The sequence below is a fragment of the Pantoea rwandensis genome (assembly GCF_002095475.1).
In the GTDB taxonomy this organism is placed as follows: domain Bacteria; phylum Pseudomonadota; class Gammaproteobacteria; order Enterobacterales; family Enterobacteriaceae; genus Pantoea; species Pantoea rwandensis.
Genome location: NZ_MLFR01000004.1, coordinates 20,014 through 41,285, shown reverse-complemented (window position 1 = coordinate 41,285; position 21,272 = coordinate 20,014). Strand labels below are relative to the sequence as shown.

Sequence of the window (21,272 nt, the reverse complement as noted above, 5' to 3'; positions counted from 1 at the left end):
ATATCTTCCATGTGCTTTTTTGCCCTCCTCTGGAGGGCTTTTTCCCATGCCATCACCGCACCTTTACATGAAAAGTTCTAACCATTATTCGCATCAGAAGCAGCCAATGCGTGATGCAGACTTTGTTAATTGTTGATAGAAAATATCTTTCTCAATCAATGAGAATCCATCGAATAAATAACCTTAATGATTAGAAGGCTTTTGGCGCGTTAAGTGAAAAATAAAGCCTGATTCACAAACAAAATCTGGCACTCTTAAGCCGCCTTACAGGGGATCGATCACTTGCATTTAAAAGATTAACGATCGACCCAAACATTACCCTGAATAAAAAAATCCGACATGAACAATACGATCCCTCTCGGTTTATCGGCTACTGTCAACCGGCGTACGCGTCTCCTGATACGCAATGATGATGGGATGTCTGTGGTGCTTCCGGCCAGCGCCGCGCTCTGTCTGTATGCCCTGGTTGAAGCACAGGGTGAAGTCCTGTCCCAAGAACAGCTCATGGATATCGGCTGGCGCCATGTGGGTTTTGCTGCCACCGAAAACAGCGTCCGTGTGATGATCAGTAAACTGCGTCGTGCGCTGGCGGCACTGGAGCTTGATCAACAGGTCACGTTGCTGGCCGTGACACGCAGCGGATATCGCTTGATGGTGCGCGATGCTGTCCCTGCCGTGCCCATTCCTTTTCCTTTGCCACTTTCCCTGCTCGCGCCCGAACCTCAGCCTTATCGTTGGAAACGCGCCGGGTTGATCACCGCAGGCGGTATTGCCGCCGGTGTGGTCACCGCGTTAATCGCACAACATCTTTTTCTGCTCACGCCTAAAAAATAGACTTTGTGACTTGGCAAGGTGAGGCCACCCCTGCTGAGAGCCGGGTATGGGTACCCAAAAACAAGCAAACCCAACATGAGCTGATTGAAGCCACGCTGCGAACCTACACCCGCTATGTTTTAGGTCCCGATCAGCCTGCCGCCAAAGAGTTGTATATCACGCTGGGTGTCGCCAGTTCCCAACACCATCAGGGCGTGATTGCCTGCCAACAACCGTTACAGGAAGACAACAATGCCTGTGAATCCTACTATTTCCGCGTTAATTAAATTACCGCCCCTCGGGCTATTTTTCTGTGGTGTTTTGCTGGCGCTGATAAGCGTATTTGGACGCTGGTGGGTCATCACTTCGCAGTATGCGCAGTGCAGTTTTCCGCTGACGTTTTATGACATCAAAAGTGAGCGCGAGTGGATACTGATCAAAGGGGTGTATCGCAGTTACCGTGATGGCGTCCATTCTGGGCATATGAGCTATCTCGGCACGCTGTCCCACTTTGTTGAAGGGGAGCGTATCGCGCCCATCACCCCGATTCATCGGGCCGTCTGGTTTAGTGGCTTGTCTCATCACAACCTGTTAAAGCTTTATGTCACCCACCATAGCCGTGGCTTGGGCGACAGAAGTAGCGATGACGTCGTTCAGGAGTATGTTTTTCCGCATCTCCGAGTGGGTGATGTCAGCGTGATTGCCTTGTTCCTGCTTAACGGCAAGGTGCTGGCCACCGGCACAGAAAGCGTGATGCGAAACATTTGCATCAGATAGCGACGCGTTTAATAGCGCGTGCTGGAAAGGCCAATGCGAAATAAATTGCGCTGCGACAGCATGGACGGGATGGCGCCGTTACCACAGCGCCACCAGCAACTGTTCCATCTCGGCAAACATGCTTGCCATCAGCCGCATAAAGAATGGCGGTAACGTATCCGCGATGAGAAACAGCGCCAGCATGCCAACGCCCAGCGTCAGAGGAAAACCCACCACAAAGATCGAGAGCTGAGGCGTTAAACGATTCAATAACCCCAGCGCCATATTGATGCACAGCAGAAGTGTGATGATGGGCAATCCCATTATCAGCCCCTGGCTGAAAATTATCCCCGCCAGACTCACCACATTCAGCAAACCTCCAGCATGCAATGGATCGGCATTCACAGGTAAGGTGACAAAGCTCTCTGCCAGTAAGGCCAACAGCCACAGGTGCCCATTAACGCTGAGAAACAGCAGCATCGCCAGAAGGTTGAGAAAGCGCGAAATCACCGGCGTGTTACCGCTATTGGGATCAAAGAAGGTGGCGAAAGAGAGTCCCATCTGCATGCCAACGATCTCCCCGCACAGTCGCACTGCGGCGAACAGCAGCTGCAGCGTGAGTCCGAGCGCGGCGCCAATCATGGCTTGTTTGACCAGCAGCCAGACTGCGCTCCACGACATCAGTGACACCTGGCTCTCAGGAACAGAGGGAGCAATCAGTAAGGCAATCAGCAAGGCCAGCCCCGCGCGTAACCGTTTACTGATTACTTTCTCGCTAAAGATGGGGGCGACAAACAGCAGTACCCCCACACGCACCATAATAAAAAAAGTGTGGCTGAGATGTGCAGCAAGCAACTCGGGAGCCAACGCCAGCATGATTAGCCGATCACGTAAGGAAGACTAATAAATACCGTGCGCACATACTCAATGAAAATTTTCAGCATCCAGGGGCCAAGCAGGACCGCCACGCCGACGATCATCAGGATTTTGGGGATAAAGGTCATGGTCATTTCATTGATCTGAGTCGCGGCCTGCATAATGCTGATAGCCAGTCCCGTCACCAGTGCGGCGAGTAACAACGGGCCCGCGATCATCAAGCCGACCTTAATCGCCTGCATCCCTAGCATCATGACGCTTTCTGGTGTCATCACTTATCCCTTAGCTATAGAAACTCTGTGCCAGTGAACCCAACAGCAGCTGCCAACCATCCACCAGCACAAAGAGCATCAGCTTGAACGGTAGTGCGATAGTGGTGGGCGGTACCATCATCATCCCCAGCGCCATCAGAATGCTGGCGACAACTAAGTCTATGATTAAAAACGGGATAAAAATGGTGAAGCCGATCTGGAAGGCGGTTTTCAGTTCGCTGGTGACAAACGCGGGCACCAGGATGCGCAGCGGCACCGCTTCCGGCCCCTCGATCATGTCGATTTTGGCGATACCGGCAAACAGCGCCAGGTCACTTTCCCGCGTCTGATCGAGCATAAACGCACGCAGCGGCTTAACCCCTTCAGTCAACGCCTGTTCCATGGTGATGCTGTTGCTTTGCAGCGGCTGCCACGCCGTCTGGTAGATTTGGCTCAACACTGGCGACATCACATAAAAGGTGAGAAACAGCGCCAAGCCTATCAGCACCTGATTCGGCGGTGCAGTTGGCGTGCCCAGTGCATTGCGCAGTAACCCCAGCACGATCACGATGCGGGTGAACCCGGTCATCATCAGCAAGATGCCGGGAATAAAGGCGAAGCTACTCAGCAGCACCAGGGTTTGCAGCGGTAACGTCCATCCGGCCGCCTCGGTGGGGCGTGCCAGCACGATGTCACTGTTTGCGGCACCTGCACTGCTCGCGACAAGCCACAGCAGCAGCGCGAACAAGATCCGGCCCGTCATGCATCGCCCTCGACTTTTTCCCGACTGAGGCACGTAATCTGGCTGGCGGTGACCCCCAACAAAAACCGATGTTCACCCACATCCACCAGCACCACCTTTGCACGCGCGCCAAGCGAAACGCTGGTCAGTACATGGATGCTTTGTTGACTGCGCTGGAAACGCTGTACCCAGCCACTGCGCCGGGCACACCAGGCAAGCGCCACCATCAGCAGCAGCACGCAGGCCAGCGCACCGATCAGCGTCATCAACCCTGATTCATCTGGAAGGAGTGCCTTCATTAGCGGCTCAGGCGATGCATGCGTTCAGAGGGCGTGATGATCTCAGTGATGCGTATACCGAATTTGTCCGACACCACCACCACTTCACCTTGGGCAATCAAATAGCCATTGATCAGAATATCCAGCGGCTCACCGGCCAGGCCATCCAGCGCCACCACCGAGCCCTGGCTTAAACGCAGCAGCTCTTTGATGGTCATTTTCGTGCGCCCCAGCTCCACGCTCATTTTGACCGGGATATCCATGATAAGGCTGAGATCTTCAACTTCTGGTGCCATCGCGCTAGTGGAGGTTTGCTGCTCGTTCAGTGCGTCTCCCCAAAGATTGTCGATAGACGGGTCTTCGGCATTCGTCGATGTAGGGTTATCGCTCATGGGGAAGTGGCTCCTTGCTTAATGATGACAATGCGGGCTGAACCATCTGCTCAACCTTGAGTGCATATTGGTTGTTAACGGCGCCATACTGCGCGGTAAAAATCGGCACGCCGCCCGCGCTGGCGGTAATACGTTCTTGTTTGTCGAAGGTCAGCACATCGCCTTGCTTCATGCTCATGACGCGGGAAAGCCGGGTTTCCATTTCGGTCATCGTTGCCACGACCTCAAGCTGGGTTTCACGCATTTGGCTCGCCAGCATGCCGCGCCAGTTGGCATCTTCGCTGCGGGTGTGGCTCATCGGTGGATTACTTAACAGCTCACGCAGCGGCTCGATGGTGCTGAAGGGGATACAAATATTGAATTCACCACGATGCGAGCCGATCTCAATCGAAAACGGCGTGGTGACCACCACATCATTGGGCGATGAGGTGATATTGGTAAACTTCACTTGCATCTCGGAGCGGATGTATTCGGTTTTGATGCTGAAGATGGTGCTCCAGGCGAACTCATAGGCTTCGCGCGCCATACTGAGCATGCGATGAATCACGCGCTGTTCAGTTGGCGTGAATTCGCGACCATCGGCTTTGGTGGGAAACCGTCCATCGCCGCCAAACAGATTATCGACGGCCATAAATACCAGCCCCGGTGAAAACGCCATCAACGACGTGCCGCGTAACGGGTGTAAATGGATCAAATTCAGGTTGGTTGGCACCGGTAAATTGCGCGCAAACTCGTGGTATGACTGAATCTGAATATTCCCGGCAGTAACGTCTGGGCCACGGCGCAGCAGATTAAACAGCCCCATGCGGAACTGACGGGCGAAGCGTTCGTTGATGATCTCCAGCGAATGCAGACGCTCACGGATCACGCGGCGCTGCGTGTGGGGATCATAGGGCGTGATACCCGGCGCTTCGGCTTCGCCCTGCTGCGCTTCGCTGTTGTCACTGTCGGCATTCAGCAAGCGATCAATTTCATCCTGAGACAAAAAGCTATCAGACATAATGATTACCGCAGAATAAATTCATTAATTAACACCTCAGCGGGCATAATCATCTGCTGATGTGCCAAGGGCTGACTGAGTTCATGTTGAATACGGCTAATCAGCTGACTTTTTCCTTCATCCGTCGATAAGCCTTCATAAGTCTGCTGCGTAAATAACATAAACAGGCGACTGCGATATTCCGGCATAAATTTTGTCAACGTCGCGACGGAATCCGATTCCGTAAAACTCACCGTGATACCCAAATACAGCACGCGATCGAATTCATCATCGGTCGGTTTTAAACTCACTGTGAAAGTATTAAAAGGCACATAAACGGGTTCGACTTTTGCTACCACCACTTGCTCACCCTCTTCAGGAGGCTGCGCCATTTTACTTTGCCAAAACAGATACCCCGCTACACCTGCTCCAGCAATGACCGCCAGAACCAGCAGAATAATAAGGATTGATCGCAGGCGGTTACGCTTTGTCTTATGATTATTTTCTTCATCCATAATGAATATGCTCAGAGGTACTTTTAAAATAGAGTGTTCCCGCAACCTTGCTATCTATTGGTCATATAAAAATACGAACAATAATGACGCCGCCACGAATCGTTTTTATTATAACGCTTTCAATGTTAATTAAATTAACCAATGTCGATTCACTTCTGACGCTAATTAACCTCTTTATACAAAGGTATTAATTGCACTGCTATTACCTGGTAGTGGCGTTAATACGGTATTCACGGATTCATCTTCATCACCATGATGATCTTGGGTTTCAGACGGGGGCTGTTGTGGCTGAGGCGTACCCCGCCGATCGCCAGTATGCGCATTCGCGCTATCCCCACTGATGTTTGCCTGCGCCAGCTGCATACCCGTCTCGGCCAACGCCGCTCGCAGCTGCGGCAATGCCTGTTCCATCGCATGGCGCACCACCGCATGTTCGCTCACAATGTGAATTTGCGCCTGCTCATGCTGCACGCGCAGGGAAATCTGCAGTGAACCTAAGCTCTCGGGATGCAGGCGGATTTCCGCATTGTGCACACCGTTGCGACTCAACGTAACGATGTGCTGGCTGACCTCCTGCGGCCATTGCGGTGACTGCGGTGGCTGATGGATGACGGCGGTGGCAATCAGCGATGGGGTTGGCGAGGGGCGCAAACCGGACGTGCTCGCCAGCAGACTACTCGGGACTGACTGAACCGGCTCAGCACCCCCTTCGATGCTAGCGACTGGCATCCCTTCAGCTACTACAGCAGTGACGGGCGGCGGCTCTGGGTGAACGGCTGCCGTCAATGGTGGCACACCAGAGGTGACGGGCACTTGGGGAGACGATTCAGGTGCGGCGGCGTGCTGGATCACTAACTGCTGTAGCTGCCACTGCGGATTGTGTTGACGCGGTTCAGTGACTGGCTGCACTGACGCAGTATCGGGCGCGGAGGCCGGCAGCGGCTGGATGGCAGATATCAGCGCCGACTGGATAGCGGGTGACAACTCGATAGCCGGTGGTGGCAGCGGGAGTGCCAGGGGCAGATCTTGCGTTATCATCGGCACGTCACTCCCCAGCTCGTTAGCCTGCTGTTTTTCCTGCATGAGTTCAGTAAACCCTCTGCCGTTCGGCACCTGGGGGTGCAGTAAGGTAAGCAGTTTCCCGCTAAAAAGTGCCGTAAGATCGATTTTCATGGGCGCACACGCCTTTGACTCACTCGCTGGGCACACTCATCCATCAACTTCTGCTCACGGCGTATTTCCTGTAACGCCTGCACACCTTGCCGCCGTTCCAGTAGCGTGTCGAAGGCATTCAGCCGCTGTTTGTCATCGACCCAGCGCCGCTTAGCCCGATCAACCGCTTGTTCACAGCGATCAATCTGGCTCTCATGCTGTTTAACCACCTGACCCAGCGACACAATAAACGCCTGATGATTGATCAGATGTGCCACCGACATGCCTTCCCCCGTCATCCCCTGACGCAATGACTGCTGGTATTCACACTGATAGCTTTGTAGCTGCTGATGCTGCGCCATCGCCTGCTGCAGGCTCTGCTGCACTGTCCCCAGCGCTTGCGTCGTTGCGCTGAGTGTCTCTTCTGCTCTGTCGCGCAGCATAACCATCGGATTGGGGTTGCTCATCGTCACTCCGTGATGTCAGGAAATAACTTCGTCAGCGCTGCTGTCGCATCGTCATAACGGTTGCGTTGGTGGATGGCCTGTAGCAAAAATGCCTCCAGGGCGGGAAAGCGTTCGATTGCCTGGTCGAGCAAGGCATCACTGCCCTTTACGTACGCGCCCACGCTGACCAAATCGCGGTTACGTTGATAGCAGGCCAGAAGTTGTCTGAAGCGTTGAATCTTGCGGAACTGCACATGCGGGATCAGCTCAGTCATGGCGCGGCTGATCGATGCCTCAATGTCGATCGCGGGATAGTGGCCGCCCTCCGCCAGACGGCGCGATAACACGATATGGCCGTCAAGAATCGCGCGTGCTGCATCCGCGATGGGATCTTGTTGATCGTCGCCTTCCGTCAAAACGGTATAGAACGCGGTGATCGATCCTCCTCCCGCCACGCCGTTACCGGCACGTTCGACCAGCGCAGGAAGGCGTGCAAACACCGAAGGCGGGTAGCCTTTGGTGGCGGGAGGTTCACCGATGGCTAACGCAATTTCTCGCTGAGCCATGGCATAGCGCGTCAGGGAATCCATGATCAGCAAAACGTTTAAACCGCGATCGCGGAAATCTTCTGCAATCCGCGTGGCATACACCGCGCCCTGCATACGCAGAATAGGGGAAACATCAGCAGGTGCGGCGACGACAACTGCCCGCTCGCGCCCCGCTTCACCGAGAATATTTTCAATAAAATCTTTCACTTCACGCCCACGTTCACCAATCAGGCCGACCACAATCACATCAGCATTGGTGAAACGCGCCATCATGCCCAGCAGCACACTTTTACCGCGCCCGAACCCGCAAACAGTCCCATACGCTGCCCACGCCCCACGGTCAGCAGGCCGTTAATCGCCTGTACGCCGACATCCAGCACGGTTTTGATCGGATCGCGATGCAGCGGATTGAGTGAGGTCGTGACTAAATTCGCCAGCGGTTTACCCAGCATGGCGCCCCCATCAAGCGGATGTCCTTGAGCATCCAGCACACGTCCCAGTAACTGCGGCCCGAGCGGGAGCTGTTTACCGCCACAGCTGTCGCCATCAGGCGCGTATACGCGTGCGCCGGGCACCATGCCATCCACCTGCTCCAGCGGCATCAGGTAGAGCGTATGCCCGTTGAACCCCACCACTTCGCTGTCAACAGCCGCTTTACCCTGCAGAGTTTGCCGTTCCACCCGGCACAGTGCGCCGATCGGTAAAACCAGCCCGACCGCTTCCATCACCAGACCAGTGGCTCGCGTCAGTTTGCCGTATTGCCGAAACACCGGCACCGACGCGATTTTGCTTTCAATATCATCCAAGGCGTTGAGCCACTGCCGCAGTTGCTGGCTCACGAGTTGATCTCCTTGCGCATCAGTTGGCACAGCGCCTGCCAGCGTGTTTCCACGCTGGCATCAAACTCGCTGTCTGCCGATGTTATCCGGCAACCTCCGGGAGAGAGTTGTGCATCGCTGTGCAATTGCCATCCCGCCTGCATCAGTCCTTCGGTCAGTGCTTGCTCAACCACGGCAAAATCATCGGGATGCACATACAGCTGGAGATTGCCGTGCAGTAAGGCATCCTGCTGCAGTAAATCGCGGATCTGTTGCAGCAGCCTGTGGTGATCCACCAGGGAATTGCTGCCGTAAAGTTGCTGCACGGCGGTGAGCGCCAGTTGCACCAGGCGGCCAGGAATCAGGCTATCGAGGTTTGCCATCGCCAGCGTGAAGTTCTGCAGCCAGCTCTCCGCCTCGCGCAGCTTGGCCTGCTGCTGTGTGCTGGCCTGTTCCATTCCCTGCGCGATCCCTGCTTCATGACCTTCGCGCCAGCCGGCCTCATAACCTTGCTGATGACCTGCTTCTTCACCCTGCTTTACCCCTTGGTTAAAGCCCTGCTGCTCCGCCTGTTTGCGCAGCCGTGCCCATTCAGCTTGTTGCTGTGCATCATTGGACGTGTTGTCGGTCTCAGGTGGGACTTCTGGCGTTTCATGCAGCAAGTTGTCTGGCTGCCAGCTGCGCCAAGGTGTGCGATCAGACGTAGGCATCGTCGCTGCCTCCAATCACAATCTCACCCGCTTCCGCCAGCTTACGCACGATGTTAAGAATGGTTTTCTGCTCGGCTTCCACTTGTGACAAACGCACCGGCCCACGCGAGGCAAGATCGTCGAGGATCAGCTCCGCCTGACGGCGCGACATATTGGCAAGGAACTTGGTGCGCAGTGCTTCATCCGCCCCTTTCAGCGCAATCAGCAGCGTTTCGTTTTCAATCTCTTGCAGCAAGCGCTGGATATGGCGATCTTCCATCTCAATAAGATTTTCAAACAGGAACATCTCGTCGATCAGTTTCTGTGCCAGCTCCTGATCATACTCACGCACCGCTTCAATGGCGGACGTCTCCTGCTGTGTCTTCATCAGATTGAGGATTTCTGCCGCAGGGCGCACGCCACCCATTTTGCTGCGTTTAATATTTTGCCCATTGAGCAGGTTATTCAGCACTTCAGTCAGCTCCTGCAAAGCTGCGGGCTGCACCCCGCCAAAGGTGGCGATACGCAACATAATGTCGTTGCGCTCGCGATCTTCGAACTTACCCAATACGTCGGCGGCCTGATTGCGCTTGAGGTGCACCAGGATGGTGGCGATGATCTGCGGGTGCTCTTCGCGAATCAGATCAAACACCGATTGCGGCTCCATAAAGTTGAGCGTCTCCATCCCATTGCTGCCCTGCTGTGTATCCAGCAGGTCTTCCAGCAAGGAACTGGCACGATCTTCCCCCAACGCTTTCACCAGCACACTGCGCAGATATTCATTGGTATTAAGGCTGAGCGCCGCGTATTCACTGGAGTCATTTTCAAACTCCTGCAACACGGCGGCCATCTGGTTATGGGTAAAACCGGCCATGTTGACCATGGAACCGCCGATCTGCTTCACTTCATGCGCATTCAAATGCTTGAAAACTTCTGCCGCCAGCTCATCACCCAGCGTCAGCATCACAATGGCGCTCTTTTCTGCCGCATTCACTGCCGCACCTCCTTGTTCATCCACTGTCGAATCACCAGCGCAATCACCCGTGGTTCCTGCTGTGCCATTTCACGCAGCTGCTGCGTGCTGAGTTCCGTGTTGATGCGCTGCTGGGCGCGAGAGCGAGCATCGTTTTCAGCCGCGTGCTTTTTGGCTGCCAGCGCGTCTTCTCGCGCCTCTTTTTCCATTTCCATCTCACGCAGTCGGGTCTGCTGGTGGCGTTCCCAGCTGGGTTGCACCAGCTTGCGCCACATCACCCAAGCGATGATCGCAATCACCAGATAGCGGAACAGGTTCATCAGCAGCGTATGGAAGCTGGCCTGCTGCCAAAGAGGAGGCGCAGACTCTTCAACCACACCATTGAAGGGCGCGTGCATGATGTTGATGCTGTCACCACGTGCCGCGCGATAGCCAATCGCCTCCTGCACTAAGGTGTTGATACGTGACAGCTGCTCTTCGCTCATGGCGGTAACACTGCCCTCATCGCCCTGTGGCAGATGATTAATCACCACCGCAACGGAGAGGCGCTCAATACGACCCAGACTGGATTTGCTGTGAATGAGCGTACGATCGAGTTCAAAGTTGGTGGTCTCATCGCTGCGGTTGTTATACGGCTGGCCTGCGGGGCGTTGTGCTTCTCCTGAACCCAAGGGCTGGGTTATCGGCGCGGTAGCGGGCGTCGGTGGTTGATGGCTGAGCGCGCCAGGGACGCCGCCCACGCCGCGCTGATTGCCCTGCTCCGTCTGGCTGGCCTGACGGCTGCGGATCGCCATTTTTTGTGGATCGGCATTCGGCTGATACTGCTCTTGCGTTTGCTCAAGCTGGGTAAAATCAATCTGCGCCGTGACCTGGGCACGCACATTGTTTTCCCCCACCAACGGGGCCAGCATGCGTTGAATGCGCTGCTGATAGTCACGCTCAATGTCGTTGGTGTATTTAAGCTGTGAGGTTTGCAAACCCCGCATGCCGCTCTGGGTCAGTAGATTGCCGCGCTGATCGACTATCGTGACGTTTTCAGCGGCCAGATCCGTGACCGCGCTGGCAACCAGGTGGGTAATCGCCACCACCTGGGCGTCATCGAGTGTGCGTCCTTTGACCAGATTGACGCTGACAGACGCCGTCGGCTGTTTCTTGTCTCGCACGAACATCGACGGTTTGGGCACCGCCAAATGCACACGCGCTGACTGGATCGGACCAAGATTCTCAATGGTCCGCGAGAGTTCGCCCTCTAATGCCCGCTGGAAATTCACCTGCTCGCTAAACTGGCTGATACCAAACTTTTCCTGATCCAGCAGTTCAAAACCCACCGCGCCCCCCTTGGGTAAGCCAAGCTGGGCCAGCTTCATGCGCGCCTCATGTACCAGCCCATCCGGCACGCGAATCACGCCACTCGACACATCAATGCGGTAAGGCACATTGAGTTGAGTCAGCTGTGCCACGATGGCACCGCCGTCTTCATCACTGACGCTGCTGAATAAAATGCGGTAATTTTGTTGGTTGGCCCACAGAACCAGCGCGATGATCACCGAGAGCGTTGCCGCAGCTGCAATAACAAAAAGCAGCTTCGGGCTGGTACGCAACGATAATAGCGCGGACTTTATTTGTGCGGCCGGATGGTGGTTTAAATCCTTTAATGTGGCACTCATGCCGCCTTCCTGTAAAAAGAGTATTGAGTCATCAGGAATATTCAGGCCAACATTATTAACTGAAATAAATTTATTTTAATGCGCAATAAGGTAAAAGTTGTGCGGGCTTATTGGATTTTATCTCATCCCGATGCAAATGATATTCTGCCAACATCGACCATGACTTATATCAGGATGTGCCACATGTCAGTGACTTTATTGCGCGGCGTACTCGATCAAATTCAATCCCAGGCACAACAGGTTGCTGGGCAGCCCTCAATTCGCCAAGACGCCACTTCGTTCTCTGATACCTTAATGAACAGCATCAATGAGATAAATAAAACGCAAATAGAGGCCAAAAATAAAACCCAGCAGTGGATGTCTGGCAGTAGCGACATCGGATTAAACGATGTGATGTTATCCATGCAAAAATCGTCTATTTCTTTTAGTTTTGGTATGCAAATGAAAAATAAAATAGTGGGCGCTTATCAGGAAATAATGAACACCCCGGTATAAGGCCAGATGGCTATGCGTGAAATTACCCCCATCACTGCACGCTTATTACCGGGAATGTTATGTTTAAATGAGTGCGAATTAGCGCGACTGGCAAAGCTTATTTATGCGCGAGCGGGCATCGTCGTTAATGTGCAAAAAAAAGAGATGATATTCAATCGCCTCTCTCGACGGGTGCGAGAACTCAACCTGACGACGTTCTCGCAGTATGCGGCTCTGCTGGAATCCCATCCTGAGCACCCGGAGTGGCAAGTCTTTATCAATGCCTTGACCACCAATCTGACGTCGTTTTTTCGCGAGTCACATCATTTTCCGATCCTGGCGGAGCATGCCCGTCTACGCCCAAAGGATTACCGCGTGTGGTGTACCGCTGCCGCGACAGGCGAAGAGCCCTGCTCGATTGCGATGACGTTGGATGAGGTACTCGGCGCTGGAACGCGCGTCTGGGCCTCTGACATCGACACCGAAGTGTTAGCGAAAGCACAGACAGGCATTTATCGGCTGCGTGACATTCAAATGCTCACCCAAGCGCAGAAGCGTCACTATTTCCTGCGCGGCGCGGGTGAGCATTACGCGAACGTCAAAGTGAAGCCGGCACTGCTGGCAAGTATTCAGTATCAGCAGATTAACCTGCTGGATGAGCACTGGCCGCTGTCGCAGCCGTTCGATGCCATCTTTTGCCGCAACGTGATGATTTATTTCGATGCCACAACCCAGTTGCGCTTGCTCGAACGCTTCGCCCGTTTGCTGAAACCCGGCGGTTTGCTGTTTGTCGGCCATTCCGAACATTTCAATCATCCCGCGCTGCCGCTCAGGCTGCGTGGGCAATCAGTATACGAACGCATGGAGGATTTACGTTGAAACGGATACGCGTGATGGCAGTGGATGATTCGGCATTAATGCGCAACATGCTTAATGCCATCGTTAACCAGCAGGCCGATATGGAGATGGTTGCCACCGCGCCCGATCCGTTAATTGCTCGCGACCTGATCAAACAGCTCAACCCAGACGTGCTGACGCTGGATATCGATATGCCGCGAATGGATGGACTGGACTTTCTCAGCCGGTTGATGCGGTTACGCCCGATGCCGGTGATCATGATTTCCAGCATGACCACGCGCGGTTCGAGCGCCACGCTGAATGCTTTGGAGCAGGGCGCTGTCGATTTTATTCCAAAACCGGGCAACCAGATCCCCGGCGATCTGGCGGTATGGGGTGGACTGCTGGCCGACAAAATCCGCGGTGCTGCGAAAGCCAATCCCAATCGCTACCTGAACAGCCCCACCTTGGGAGCCGTGTTACCTGGCATTAAAACCGATATCACCCAAGTGATCGCCATCGGTGCTTCCACTGGCGGCACCGAAGCGCTGCGCTGCGTGCTGACACAGATGCCCGTGAGCAGCCCTGGCATCGTTATCGCGCAGCATATGCCCGCCGGTTTTACCCGTTCGTTCGCCCAGCGCATGGATACGCTGTGCCAGATAGCCGTACGAGAAGCCGAGCATGGCGAACCGCTGATGCCCGGAAATGCCCTGATCGCTCCCGGCGATCGCCACATGACCTTGGTGCGACGCAGCAGAGGTTATGAGGTGCATATCGACGAAAACGCGCCCGTTAATCGCCATCGCCCTTCTGTCGATGTGCTGTTCGATTCCGTCGCACAGCAGGCAGGGAAATTCGCCAGCGCTGCCATCCTGACCGGCATGGGTAACGACGGTGCACGCGGTTTACTCACCCTGCGCCAGGCCGGAGCCTGGACACTGGCACAGAACGAAGCGAGCTGCGTGGTGTTCGGTATGCCACGTGAAGCTATTGCGCTGGATGCCGCTTGCGAGGTGGTGGATTTGGACGTGGTGAGCCAGCGCCTACTCGACAGTTTCAACAACAACCTACAACGAAAGCGAGCCGATTAAGCCGGTTCAGGAGAGCACTCAGATGTCAGATAAAAACCTGCGTTTTCTGGTGGTGGATGACTTTGCCACCATGCGACGCATTGTCCGTAACCTGCTGCAAGACCTCGGCTATCACAATATTGAAGAGGCAGAAGACGGTCACGACGCCCTCAACAAACTGCGCGCCGCCGAGTTCGACTTCGTGGTCAGTGACTGGAACATGCCAAATCTGGATGGGCTGGAACTGTTAAAAGCGATTCGCAGCGATGCAGTGATGGCCAAGCTGCCGGTGTTAATGGTGACTGCCGAAGCCAAGCGCGAAAACATCATTGCTGCCGCGCAAGCCGGTGCCAATGGCTACATCGTGAAGCCTTTCACCGCTGCCACGCTGGAAGAGAAGCTCGGCAAAATCTTTGAAAAGTTGGGGTAACTGCCATGAGCTCACCACCGGATATACAGAGTGATAACCCGAAAGACCTGTTTATACGCATTGGCCAGCTTACCCGCCTGCTGCGCAATAGCATGGCCAGCATGGGTCTGGAGCAGACCATCATTGAGGTGGCGGATACCTTTCCCAACACGCGCGATCGTCTGCGTTACGTGGTGAGTAAAACCTCTCAGGCAGCCGACCGCGCCTTGACCAGCGTAGAGGCCGCCCGTCCGCTTCAATTGGCGTTGAGTGAGAATGCCGCGGTGCTCAGCCATCGCTGGGATGGCTGGTTTGCCGATCCCCAGCCTCTTGATCGGGCGCGTGAACTGGTGCAGGACACGCGCGCATATTTGCAGGGCGTGCCAGAGATGACCCAGCAGACCAACGCTCAGCTCACTGAGATCATGATGGCGCAGGATTTTCAGGATCTCACCGGTCAGGTGCTGCAAAGTCTGATGCAGCTGATCGACACCATTGAAAAAGAGCTGATCAGCGTCCTGGTGGAAAACATGGGCGATCGCGAACCCATTGAGGATCAGGGAGAAGTGCAGCTGAAGAATGGCCCACAGATCGACACCACCGCGCAAGGCATTGCGGCTTCGCAGGAGCAGGTTGACGATCTGCTGCAATCATTGGGTTTCTGATGCGCCATGTCTGAGCAAAGTGATAACGAGAAAACAGAAGACCCCACACCCGAACGTATCAAAAAGTCGCGTGAAGAGGGCCAGGTTCCGCGATCCCGCGAGCTGACGACCCTTGCCATGCTGCTGGTGGGTTGGGGAATGATGGTGGTGGGAGGTCATCATCTGGCGCGCTCGTTGCAGCATCTGCTGCATAACGGCCTGGCGTTTGATCGCCTGCTGGTCCGCGATCCACAGCATATGCTGGATCAAGCCGGATCGCTGCTCGGTATCGCTTTTCTGGCGTTGCTGCCGCTGGTCGCCGGCCTCTATCTCACTGCGCTGACGGCGCCAGTGATCATCGGCGGCCTGAACCTCAGCAGTAAAGCGCTCAAGTTCAATGCCAAAAAACTGAACCCCCTGTCGGGCCTTAAACGTCTGTTCTCTTCACAAATGATCTCAGAGATGGTGAAAGCCATTCTCAAAGTGCTGCTGGCCGCGGTCGGCGGCGGTCTGTTCCTGATGCTGAGCAAACATCAGCTGATCGGCTTGATCGATGAACCGCTGAACATGGCGTTGCGAGACATCAGTCAATTACTGATGTTCTGCATGCTCGCCATCATCCTGTCGCTGATCCCGATGGTGATGTTTGACGTGATTTATCAATTATGGAGCAACTGGAAAAAGCTCCGCATGAGCCGACAGGACGTTAAAGACGAATTTAAAAAGCAGGAAGGCGACCCGCTGTTGAAAGGTCGTATCCGTCAATTGCAGCGTCAGATGGCCCAACGCCGCATGATGATTGACGTCCCAACCGCTGATGTGGTGGTCAATAACCCCACGCACTATTCGGTGGCACTCAAATATCAGGAAGGCAGCATGGGCGCGCCCGTAGTAGTCGCGAAAGGCAGCGGCCTGATTGCCCTGCGCATTCGCGAGCTGGCCGCCGAGAATGGCGTTCCCATGCTGGATGCCCCACCGCTGGCGCGCGCCTGTATCGCCACTGTGAGACCGGCGCGCCGGTCCCCATCGAACTGTATAACGCCGTGGCAGAAGTGCTGGCCTGGGTTTATGGCCTGCGCCGCTGGCGCAAGGGGTATGGCACCCGTCCATCAAGCCCGACCCATCTGCCGGTTCCCGTAACGCTGGATTTTGCCCAAGAGAGTGAGAGTGATGGCTAATATCGCCACAAAACTACGTTTGCCCACCTTGAGAGAGACGCAGTGGCAGCTGCTGGCTGGGCCAGTATTGATCATGACCATCCTGGCGATGATGATCCTGCCACTTCCGACTTTTGTGCTGGACCTGCTGTTTACCTTCAATATCGTGCTGTCGATCATGATCCTGCTGGTCGCGATGTTCACGCAAAAGACGCTGGAGTTCTCAGCGTTTCCGACGGTGTTGCTGTTCTCAACGCTGCTGCGGCTGGCGTTAAATGTGGCCTCTACGCGCGTGATCCTGATGCAGGGCCATACCGGTGCCGATGCGGCAGGCCAAGTAGTCGAAGCCTTTGGTCACTTCTTGGTGGGTGGCAACTTCGCGATTGGCATCATCGTATTTATCATTTTGATCATCATAAACTTTATGGTTATCACCAAAGGCGCGGGGCGTATCGCGGAGGTAGGCGCGCGTTTCACCCTCGATGGGATGCCCGGCAAGCAGATGGCGATCGACGCCGATCTCAATGCGGGCCTGATCGGTGAAGAGGAAGCCAAGCGACGCCGTAAAGAGGTGACGCAGGAGGCGGATTTCTACGGTTCGATGGATGGTGCCAGTAAATTTGTTCGTGGTGATGCGATTGCCGGATTGATGATCATGGCGATCAATATCATCGGTGGCTTGATCATCGGCGTCATGCAGCACGACATGTCAGTGGGTATGGCGGGTGAAACCTACACCCTGCTGACCATTGGCGATGGTTTAGTGGCGCAGATCCCGAGCCTGGTGATCTCCACTGCGGCAGGTGTGGTGGTGACCCGCGTAGTTAACGACCAAGATGTTGGCGAACAGATGGTGGACCAGCTGTTCACCTCTTCACGCGTGTTGCTGCTTTCGGCCGCCGTCATTGGCTTGTTGGGCCTGATTCCCGGCATGCCGAACCTGGTCTTTCTGCTGTTCACTACCCTATTGCTCGGACTGGCTTGGTGGTTGCGAGGCCGTGAAGATGCACAAAAATCCTCGACGGGCGCCGTTCACGCGCGCGTTGAGTCGGAAACTGCGCAGGTGAATGAGGCCAGTTGGTCTGACGTACAGATGGAAGATGAACTGGGGCTGGAAGTGGGCTATCGGTTGATTCCGATGGTCGATCAAGAGCAGCAAGGCCAGTTGCTCAACCGCGTGCGGGGTATTCGCAAAAAATTCGCGCAGCAGATGGGCTTCTTGCCGCCTGCGGTGCATATCCGCGATAACCTCGATCTGGCGCCCACGCATTACCGGATTCTGTTAAAAGGCGTGGAGATCGGCCATGGCGAGATCCAACCCGATCGTTGGATGGCGATCGATCCCGGCTGCGCCGAAGGTGATGTGCCAGGCACGCCCTGCAAAGAACCGACCTTTGGCCTACCCGCATTGTGGATCGATGAAGTACAACGTGAGCTGGCCCAGACGTTGGGCTATACGGTGGTCGATCCCAGTTCAGTGGTCGCCACCCATCTTAATCATCTGATCGCCAGCCACATTGAAGAGCTGTTTGGTCGCCAGGAAGCGCAGCAGTTGCTGGATCAACTTACCAAGCATGCGCCAAAACTGGTGGAAGATCTGATCCCAGCAGTGATCAGCCTGACTACGCTGCATAAGGTGCTGCAAAACCTGTTATCGGAGCGTGTGGCGATCCGCGATATGCGCACCATCATCGATACGCTGGCGGAATTTGCCACCGCGAATAGCGATGCCGATGAGCTGACGGCACGTGTGCGCGCCCGCTTGTCACGTGCTATCACCCAGCAATGGTTCCCCGGTGACGTGGATATACAGGTTATCGGTTTGGACCTGTCACTGGAGCAGCTGTTGGTGCAAGCCACGCAAAGTGGTAGCGCCATTGAGCCGGGTATTGCCGAGAGCCTGATGAAGCAGACTGAGCAGGCACTGATGCACCAAGACGGATTGGGTGCGCCGCCGGTGCTGTTAGTCAATCCGGCGCTGCGTCTGATGCTGTCTCGTTATCTCAGGCGAATGTTCCCGCAAATGGCGGTGCTCTCAAGTCAGGAGATCAGCAGCCAGCGCAATGTGCGGATGACATGGCTGATTGGCGGTAAAGCCTGATGCGAAGCTGGATGTGGTGCGGGTTGCTGATGCTCTCCCCGCTGGCATTGGCCGCAGACGGTTCATGGAGCAGCAGCAGTTTCGGCGGCATGCTGTCACAAGGTAAGCAGACCCTCAAAAGCCGCCCGGTGCAGCCCGATGTCGCACCGCCGCAAGGCGCTATCGCAGCCACACTGGCATGGCGCATCACGACAGATGGAAACGTACCGATGGGATTTCGGGTGCAGGTATGCGGCGGCAATCGCTGTGTGCGTTTGTCGGGATTAAACGGTGAAATGGCCCTGCCCGTCGGCTTCCCGGCGGGTGGGCCGCTGTGGTTTGAATATGTTTCAACAGTGCGCGGCGCGATTGCGCCATCAGTGACGATATTGAGCAATCAGGTGACGCTGGGGTATCGGGTGAGGTGAGCATTATCTTGGCCTAACATCGGCCAGGATAATGCTATTTCATTGGCAAAAAGATATCCGTTACCAATTCATGTTCTGCTACTTCATGCACGAAGTTGTGATAATGAAAAAACAGTGGAAAATCGCGTAACTCCTCACCGCTGGTTGGCAGCCAATCGCGATACAAGCTCTGGGCCAATGCTGTTAATGCGTCATGAGAACCTTGATGGCGAAGTACTGCACAGCGCCCACCGGCAATAGCGCTATTGATGATGCCGAACGCGTTATCTTCTGGAATCGGTTCAGTGACAGAACCACATAGATGAAACTCGAAGCCATCTGGCGGTGGCATGGTGGGATCGTGCGGAGCGACACCAAATGTCTGGCTGCTGCGTACCGGTGAATAACCGCTAGCTTTGCGCCACGCAATAAACTGCGCGGCGGTTTCATTGATGCGGTGCGGCTCACCGCGATGCACCAACATCGCGACGCTTGTAGTAGGGAAATCGTGAATTTCGACTGACATATCTTCTCTCCATTTATGTTGGGGTTGAATCATGCGTTGATGCCAGTCTATCCACACCGGCTGATGGCGAAATTCACTCGGCGTAAGCTTAAAAAGCTGTTTAAAGGCGCGGCTGAATGACTCGGCATGCTGAAATCCGGCATCTAACGCAATATCGATCACTTTCTCATGAGGATTGAATGCCAGCCGATACGACGCCCGTTTTAGCCGCATCAACTGAATGTAGCGCCCCGGCGGAACACCACAAAACGCGCTGAACTGACGGTGGAAATGGTATGGCGAAAAGTGCGCCACTTCGCTCAGTTGCTCAAGCAGCAAAGGTTCATCAAGATGCTGATCGATATAATTGAAAACCTTGATGAAACGATGCTGATAGCTATGGGTATTGAAGGTGCTGTGTTTGTCGATTGGCATGGCATTCTCCTTGAAGGTGAGTATGCCCAGAAGTGCAGGCGTGGGCCTGATGGATCTTGCGGAGTTTGTGGATATTGAGAGGTGATACTGAGACAGCATAAAGATACGACCTGGCTGACGTATCGCAAGGCGGCACGCCGTTAAACCACATTGAACGACCGAGCAGACAAAGCTATGGCGGTATTAGGCGTCGCTATTTAGCGCCATTCATCAGTAAGACATGCTGCCCTTTTAGTGAAAAGCCGACTGAGTAATGTTGAATATTTTCAGTACCCACCTCAACCAAAGAGTAGTAAAGCGTGTAATTGATATTTTCATTAAATTTAAAATCAAAATTAGGCAGGCAATCACCCTTTTGGACCATTACAGAATGTGGGGGGAGTATTTTTCTGAATGCACTATCATCACTGCCAGCAAACTGGACGGTCGAGAGATAAATGGGATCCTGGATTGGAACTATGACACAAAGTTGGTTGTCTCGAAAAGTGGCATGTGCAGGTTCGTTGATAATGCCTTTATCTCCCGGACCTACGCACGAAGCCAGCAAGGGTACCAAGAATAGCAATATGAATCTTTTCATTATAAACACGCTCCCTGTGACGATGTATTTACGGCTCTTTAATCTTCCAATTTTAGCCTGAAAATTTCAATTAATAGATGGCCTTGATGACGAAACTGGTATTTAAAAAATCAGTAAAAGTCGCTATCGATGATCAAAGTAACCTTACTAAAAGCAAGTAATTTCAAGTGTGAAATATTAATGAGAATTGAATACCTAGTGAACATCCCTTACGCCAAACTTTATTGCATTGAAAGGTTATCGTGATAATCTGTAAGTGAATATTAATCGTCTATAGGAAAATAACTAAATGAAAAAGGTTTTTGCTGCCGGGATGGTGGCTTTACTTTTAGCGGGATGCGCCTCTTCTGGTAACCGTGCGTTAGAACAAGAAAATCAAGTCACTGTTCAGTCTAAGATTCAGAAAGGTATTACTACTAAGCAGCAAGTTAAAGCTCAATTTGGCGATCCCATTGGTGTAAGTTTTACTGATGGCGGTAACGAAGTCTGGACATACTCGTTAGCGAACGTAAAACTTAACGGCAGCACATTTATCCCATTCTATGGATTGTTCCATAACGGTTCTAAAGCGCACGTTAAGCAACTGGTAATTCTCTTCAAAAATGACATCGTTGAAAAATATACGATGTCAGAGTCGAACACGGAAACAAAGTCCGGTTGGGCAGATTAACTTTGCGAAGAGTTTAAGTCGCCTTACTAAGACATAATGCCCGCGAGTTAAGCATTTGAGATCATACATTCTGGTTCAGTTGAAAATCTCTCGCTTGGCGGGTATT

The 21,272-nt window shown here is 54.0% G+C and carries 25 protein-coding genes and 2 pseudogenes; 12 read left to right on the top strand and 15 right to left on the bottom strand.

What is annotated here, in order from left to right:
• Nucleotides 1–417: 417 nt before the first annotated feature.
• The 3 genes from HA51_RS06570 to HA51_RS06560 are packed head-to-tail and all read left to right on the top strand — an operon-like array spanning nucleotide 418 to nucleotide 1,590.
• Nucleotides 418–834 (top strand): winged helix-turn-helix domain-containing protein, encoded by a 417-nt coding sequence (locus HA51_RS06570; RefSeq protein WP_245840181.1) that lies wholly within the window; start codon nucleotides 418–420, stop codon nucleotides 832–834.
• 5 nt (nucleotides 835–839) lie between these two features.
• Nucleotides 840–1,100, top strand: a complete 261-nt coding sequence (locus HA51_RS06565; RefSeq protein WP_084933453.1) for a hypothetical protein — start codon at nucleotides 840–842, stop codon at nucleotides 1,098–1,100.
• Nucleotides 1,066–1,590, top strand: coding sequence for a hypothetical protein (locus HA51_RS06560; protein ID WP_084933450.1), 525 nt, complete (start codon nucleotides 1,066–1,068; stop codon nucleotides 1,588–1,590). The genes HA51_RS06565 and HA51_RS06560 overlap by 35 nt, the downstream gene beginning before the upstream one ends.
• A gap of 78 nt (nucleotides 1,591–1,668) precedes the next feature.
• Here the strand turns inward: HA51_RS06560 and fliR are convergent, their stop codons facing one another.
• From fliR to fliF, 13 genes and pseudogenes are all read right to left on the bottom strand, one after another.
• Nucleotides 1,669–2,445 carry a flagellar biosynthetic protein FliR gene (fliR, locus tag HA51_RS06555; RefSeq protein ID WP_084933447.1) on the bottom strand — a complete coding sequence of 259 codons (777 nt, stop codon included), beginning with the start codon at nucleotides 2,443–2,445 and terminating at the stop codon, nucleotides 1,669–1,671.
• 2 nt (nucleotides 2,446–2,447) lie between these two features.
• Nucleotides 2,448–2,717: a flagellar biosynthesis protein FliQ gene (gene fliQ / locus HA51_RS06550; protein WP_084933444.1), complete on the bottom strand. Its 270-nt coding sequence runs from the start codon at nucleotides 2,715–2,717 to the stop codon at nucleotides 2,448–2,450.
• A gap of 10 nt (nucleotides 2,718–2,727) precedes the next feature.
• Nucleotides 2,728–3,459: a flagellar type III secretion system pore protein FliP gene (gene fliP, locus HA51_RS06545; RefSeq protein WP_084933442.1), complete on the bottom strand. Its 732-nt coding sequence runs from the start codon at nucleotides 3,457–3,459 to the stop codon at nucleotides 2,728–2,730.
• Nucleotides 3,456–3,737 (bottom strand): flagellar biosynthetic protein FliO, encoded by a 282-nt coding sequence (fliO, locus tag HA51_RS06540; RefSeq protein ID WP_084933437.1) that lies wholly within the window; start codon nucleotides 3,735–3,737, stop codon nucleotides 3,456–3,458. The genes fliP and fliO overlap by 4 nt, the downstream gene beginning before the upstream one ends.
• On the bottom strand, nucleotides 3,737–4,108 hold the full coding sequence (gene fliN, locus HA51_RS06535) for a flagellar motor switch protein FliN (protein ID WP_084933432.1): 372 nt from the start codon (nucleotides 4,106–4,108) through the stop codon (nucleotides 3,737–3,739). Before fliN ends, fliO begins: the two co-directional genes overlap by 1 nt.
• Nucleotides 4,098–5,108: a flagellar motor switch protein FliM gene (fliM, locus tag HA51_RS06530; protein WP_084933429.1), complete on the bottom strand. Its 1,011-nt coding sequence runs from the start codon at nucleotides 5,106–5,108 to the stop codon at nucleotides 4,098–4,100. The genes fliN and fliM overlap by 11 nt, the downstream gene beginning before the upstream one ends.
• Nucleotides 5,109–5,113: 5 nt before the next feature.
• Nucleotides 5,114–5,602, bottom strand: a complete 489-nt coding sequence (locus HA51_RS06525; RefSeq protein ID WP_169718772.1) for a flagellar basal body-associated FliL family protein — start codon at nucleotides 5,600–5,602, stop codon at nucleotides 5,114–5,116.
• A 174-nt stretch (nucleotides 5,603–5,776) separates the two neighbouring features.
• Nucleotides 5,777–6,775, bottom strand: coding sequence for a flagellar hook-length control protein FliK (locus HA51_RS06520; RefSeq protein WP_084933426.1), 999 nt, complete (start codon nucleotides 6,773–6,775; stop codon nucleotides 5,777–5,779).
• Nucleotides 6,772–7,203, bottom strand: coding sequence for a flagellar export protein FliJ (gene fliJ, locus HA51_RS06515; protein WP_211282914.1), 432 nt, complete (start codon nucleotides 7,201–7,203; stop codon nucleotides 6,772–6,774). Before fliJ ends, HA51_RS06520 begins: the two co-directional genes overlap by 4 nt.
• 20 nt (nucleotides 7,204–7,223) lie before the next feature.
• Nucleotides 7,224–8,575 (bottom strand): annotated as a pseudogene (locus HA51_RS06510) (FliI/YscN family ATPase).
• An 8-nt stretch (nucleotides 8,576–8,583) separates the two neighbouring features.
• Entirely contained in the window at nucleotides 8,584–9,276 is a 693-nt protein-coding gene (locus HA51_RS06505; protein ID WP_084933418.1) for a flagellar assembly protein FliH, read from the bottom strand.
• Nucleotides 9,263–10,249: a flagellar motor switch protein FliG gene (gene fliG, locus HA51_RS06500; RefSeq protein ID WP_084933417.1), complete on the bottom strand. Its 987-nt coding sequence runs from the start codon at nucleotides 10,247–10,249 to the stop codon at nucleotides 9,263–9,265. The genes HA51_RS06505 and fliG overlap by 14 nt, the downstream gene beginning before the upstream one ends.
• Nucleotides 10,246–11,895 carry a flagellar basal-body MS-ring/collar protein FliF gene (fliF, locus tag HA51_RS06495; RefSeq protein WP_084933414.1) on the bottom strand — a complete coding sequence of 550 codons (1,650 nt, stop codon included), beginning with the start codon at nucleotides 11,893–11,895 and terminating at the stop codon, nucleotides 10,246–10,248. Before fliF ends, fliG begins: the two co-directional genes overlap by 4 nt.
• A 183-nt stretch (nucleotides 11,896–12,078) precedes the next feature.
• Here fliF and fliE point away from each other — a divergent pair, with 183 nt between their 5' ends.
• The 8 genes and pseudogenes from fliE (at nucleotide 12,079) to HA51_RS06455 (ending at nucleotide 18,997) form a co-directional block, all read left to right on the top strand.
• A complete protein-coding gene (gene fliE / locus HA51_RS06490; RefSeq protein ID WP_084933412.1) occupies nucleotides 12,079–12,390 on the top strand; it encodes a flagellar hook-basal body complex protein FliE in 312 nt (103 codons plus the stop codon).
• A gap of 12 nt (nucleotides 12,391–12,402) precedes the next feature.
• Nucleotides 12,403–13,248, top strand: coding sequence for a CheR family methyltransferase (locus HA51_RS06485; RefSeq protein WP_084933924.1), 846 nt, complete (start codon nucleotides 12,403–12,405; stop codon nucleotides 13,246–13,248).
• Nucleotides 13,245–14,300: a protein-glutamate methylesterase/protein-glutamine glutaminase gene (locus tag HA51_RS06480; RefSeq protein WP_084933410.1), complete on the top strand. Its 1,056-nt coding sequence runs from the start codon at nucleotides 13,245–13,247 to the stop codon at nucleotides 14,298–14,300. Before HA51_RS06485 ends, HA51_RS06480 begins: the two co-directional genes overlap by 4 nt.
• A 22-nt stretch (nucleotides 14,301–14,322) precedes the next feature.
• Nucleotides 14,323–14,709, top strand: coding sequence for a chemotaxis response regulator CheY (gene cheY, locus HA51_RS06475; RefSeq protein WP_084933408.1), 387 nt, complete (start codon nucleotides 14,323–14,325; stop codon nucleotides 14,707–14,709).
• A 5-nt stretch (nucleotides 14,710–14,714) separates the two neighbouring features.
• Entirely contained in the window at nucleotides 14,715–15,353 is a 639-nt protein-coding gene (locus tag HA51_RS06470; RefSeq protein ID WP_084933406.1) for a protein phosphatase CheZ, read from the top strand.
• 6 nt (nucleotides 15,354–15,359) lie between these two features.
• A pseudogene (gene flhB, locus HA51_RS06465) lies at nucleotides 15,360–16,510 on the top strand (flagellar biosynthesis protein FlhB).
• The gene (gene flhA / locus HA51_RS06460) at nucleotides 16,503–18,590 is read left to right on the top strand and encodes a flagellar biosynthesis protein FlhA (RefSeq protein WP_084933403.1); all 2,088 of its coding nucleotides are present in this window, start codon (nucleotides 16,503–16,505) and stop codon (nucleotides 18,588–18,590) included. The pseudogene flhB and the gene flhA overlap by 8 nt, the downstream one beginning before the upstream one ends.
• Nucleotides 18,590–18,997: a flagellar protein FlhE gene (locus HA51_RS06455; RefSeq protein ID WP_245840180.1), complete on the top strand. Its 408-nt coding sequence runs from the start codon at nucleotides 18,590–18,592 to the stop codon at nucleotides 18,995–18,997. Before flhA ends, HA51_RS06455 begins: the two co-directional genes overlap by 1 nt.
• Before the next feature lie 34 nt (nucleotides 18,998–19,031).
• Here HA51_RS06455 and HA51_RS06450 read toward each other — a convergent pair whose 3' ends face one another.
• Both HA51_RS06450 and HA51_RS26885 read right to left on the bottom strand, forming a co-directional pair.
• Nucleotides 19,032–19,916 carry an AraC family transcriptional regulator gene (locus HA51_RS06450; protein ID WP_084933397.1) on the bottom strand — a complete coding sequence of 295 codons (885 nt, stop codon included), beginning with the start codon at nucleotides 19,914–19,916 and terminating at the stop codon, nucleotides 19,032–19,034.
• A 193-nt stretch (nucleotides 19,917–20,109) separates the two neighbouring features.
• Nucleotides 20,110–20,496 (bottom strand): putative T6SS immunity periplasmic lipoprotein, encoded by a 387-nt coding sequence (locus HA51_RS26885; protein ID WP_139810648.1) that lies wholly within the window; start codon nucleotides 20,494–20,496, stop codon nucleotides 20,110–20,112.
• A gap of 289 nt (nucleotides 20,497–20,785) precedes the next feature.
• Here HA51_RS26885 and HA51_RS06440 point away from each other — a divergent pair, with 289 nt between their 5' ends.
• On the top strand, nucleotides 20,786–21,166 hold the full coding sequence (locus tag HA51_RS06440; RefSeq protein ID WP_084933392.1) for a hypothetical protein: 381 nt from the start codon (nucleotides 20,786–20,788) through the stop codon (nucleotides 21,164–21,166).
• Nucleotides 21,167–21,272 lie beyond the last annotated feature (106 nt).

Excerpts from the sequence above, each read along its gene's own strand:
- HA51_RS06570 (WP_245840181.1), top strand. The coding sequence starts at position 418 with ATGTCTGTGGTGCTTCCGGCCAGCGCCGCGCTCTGTCTGTATGCCCTG.
- HA51_RS06560 (WP_084933450.1), top strand. The coding sequence starts at position 1,066 with ATGCCTGTGAATCCTACTATTTCCGCGTTAATTAAATTACCGCCCCTC.
- fliR (WP_084933447.1), bottom strand. The coding sequence starts at position 2,445 with ATGCTGGCGTTGGCTCCCGAGTTGCTTGCTGCACATCTCAGCCACACT.
- fliQ (WP_084933444.1), bottom strand. The coding sequence starts at position 2,717 with ATGACACCAGAAAGCGTCATGATGCTAGGGATGCAGGCGATTAAGGTC.
- fliP (WP_084933442.1), bottom strand. The coding sequence starts at position 3,459 with ATGACGGGCCGGATCTTGTTCGCGCTGCTGCTGTGGCTTGTCGCGAGC.
- fliO (WP_084933437.1), bottom strand. The coding sequence starts at position 3,737 with ATGAAGGCACTCCTTCCAGATGAATCAGGGTTGATGACGCTGATCGGT.
- fliN (WP_084933432.1), bottom strand. The coding sequence starts at position 4,108 with ATGAGCGATAACCCTACATCGACGAATGCCGAAGACCCGTCTATCGAC.
- fliM (WP_084933429.1), bottom strand. The coding sequence starts at position 5,108 with ATGTCTGATAGCTTTTTGTCTCAGGATGAAATTGATCGCTTGCTGAAT.
- HA51_RS06525 (WP_169718772.1), bottom strand. The coding sequence starts at position 5,602 with ATGGATGAAGAAAATAATCATAAGACAAAGCGTAACCGCCTGCGATCA.
- HA51_RS06520 (WP_084933426.1), bottom strand. The coding sequence starts at position 6,775 with ATGAAAATCGATCTTACGGCACTTTTTAGCGGGAAACTGCTTACCTTA.
- fliJ (WP_211282914.1), bottom strand. The coding sequence starts at position 7,203 with ATGGTTATGCTGCGCGACAGAGCAGAAGAGACACTCAGCGCAACGACG.
- HA51_RS06505 (WP_084933418.1), bottom strand. The coding sequence starts at position 9,276 with ATGCCTACGTCTGATCGCACACCTTGGCGCAGCTGGCAGCCAGACAAC.
- fliF (WP_084933414.1), bottom strand. The coding sequence starts at position 11,895 with ATGAGTGCCACATTAAAGGATTTAAACCACCATCCGGCCGCACAAATA.
- fliE (WP_084933412.1), top strand. The coding sequence starts at position 12,079 with ATGTCAGTGACTTTATTGCGCGGCGTACTCGATCAAATTCAATCCCAG.
- HA51_RS06485 (WP_084933924.1), top strand. The coding sequence starts at position 12,403 with ATGCGTGAAATTACCCCCATCACTGCACGCTTATTACCGGGAATGTTA.
- cheY (WP_084933408.1), top strand. The coding sequence starts at position 14,323 with ATGTCAGATAAAAACCTGCGTTTTCTGGTGGTGGATGACTTTGCCACC.
- HA51_RS06470 (WP_084933406.1), top strand. The coding sequence starts at position 14,715 with ATGAGCTCACCACCGGATATACAGAGTGATAACCCGAAAGACCTGTTT.
- flhA (WP_084933403.1), top strand. The coding sequence starts at position 16,503 with ATGGCTAATATCGCCACAAAACTACGTTTGCCCACCTTGAGAGAGACG.
- HA51_RS06455 (WP_245840180.1), top strand. The coding sequence starts at position 18,590 with ATGCGAAGCTGGATGTGGTGCGGGTTGCTGATGCTCTCCCCGCTGGCA.
- HA51_RS06450 (WP_084933397.1), bottom strand. The coding sequence starts at position 19,916 with ATGCCAATCGACAAACACAGCACCTTCAATACCCATAGCTATCAGCAT.
- HA51_RS26885 (WP_139810648.1), bottom strand. The coding sequence starts at position 20,496 with ATGAAAAGATTCATATTGCTATTCTTGGTACCCTTGCTGGCTTCGTGC.
- HA51_RS06440 (WP_084933392.1), top strand. The coding sequence starts at position 20,786 with ATGAAAAAGGTTTTTGCTGCCGGGATGGTGGCTTTACTTTTAGCGGGA.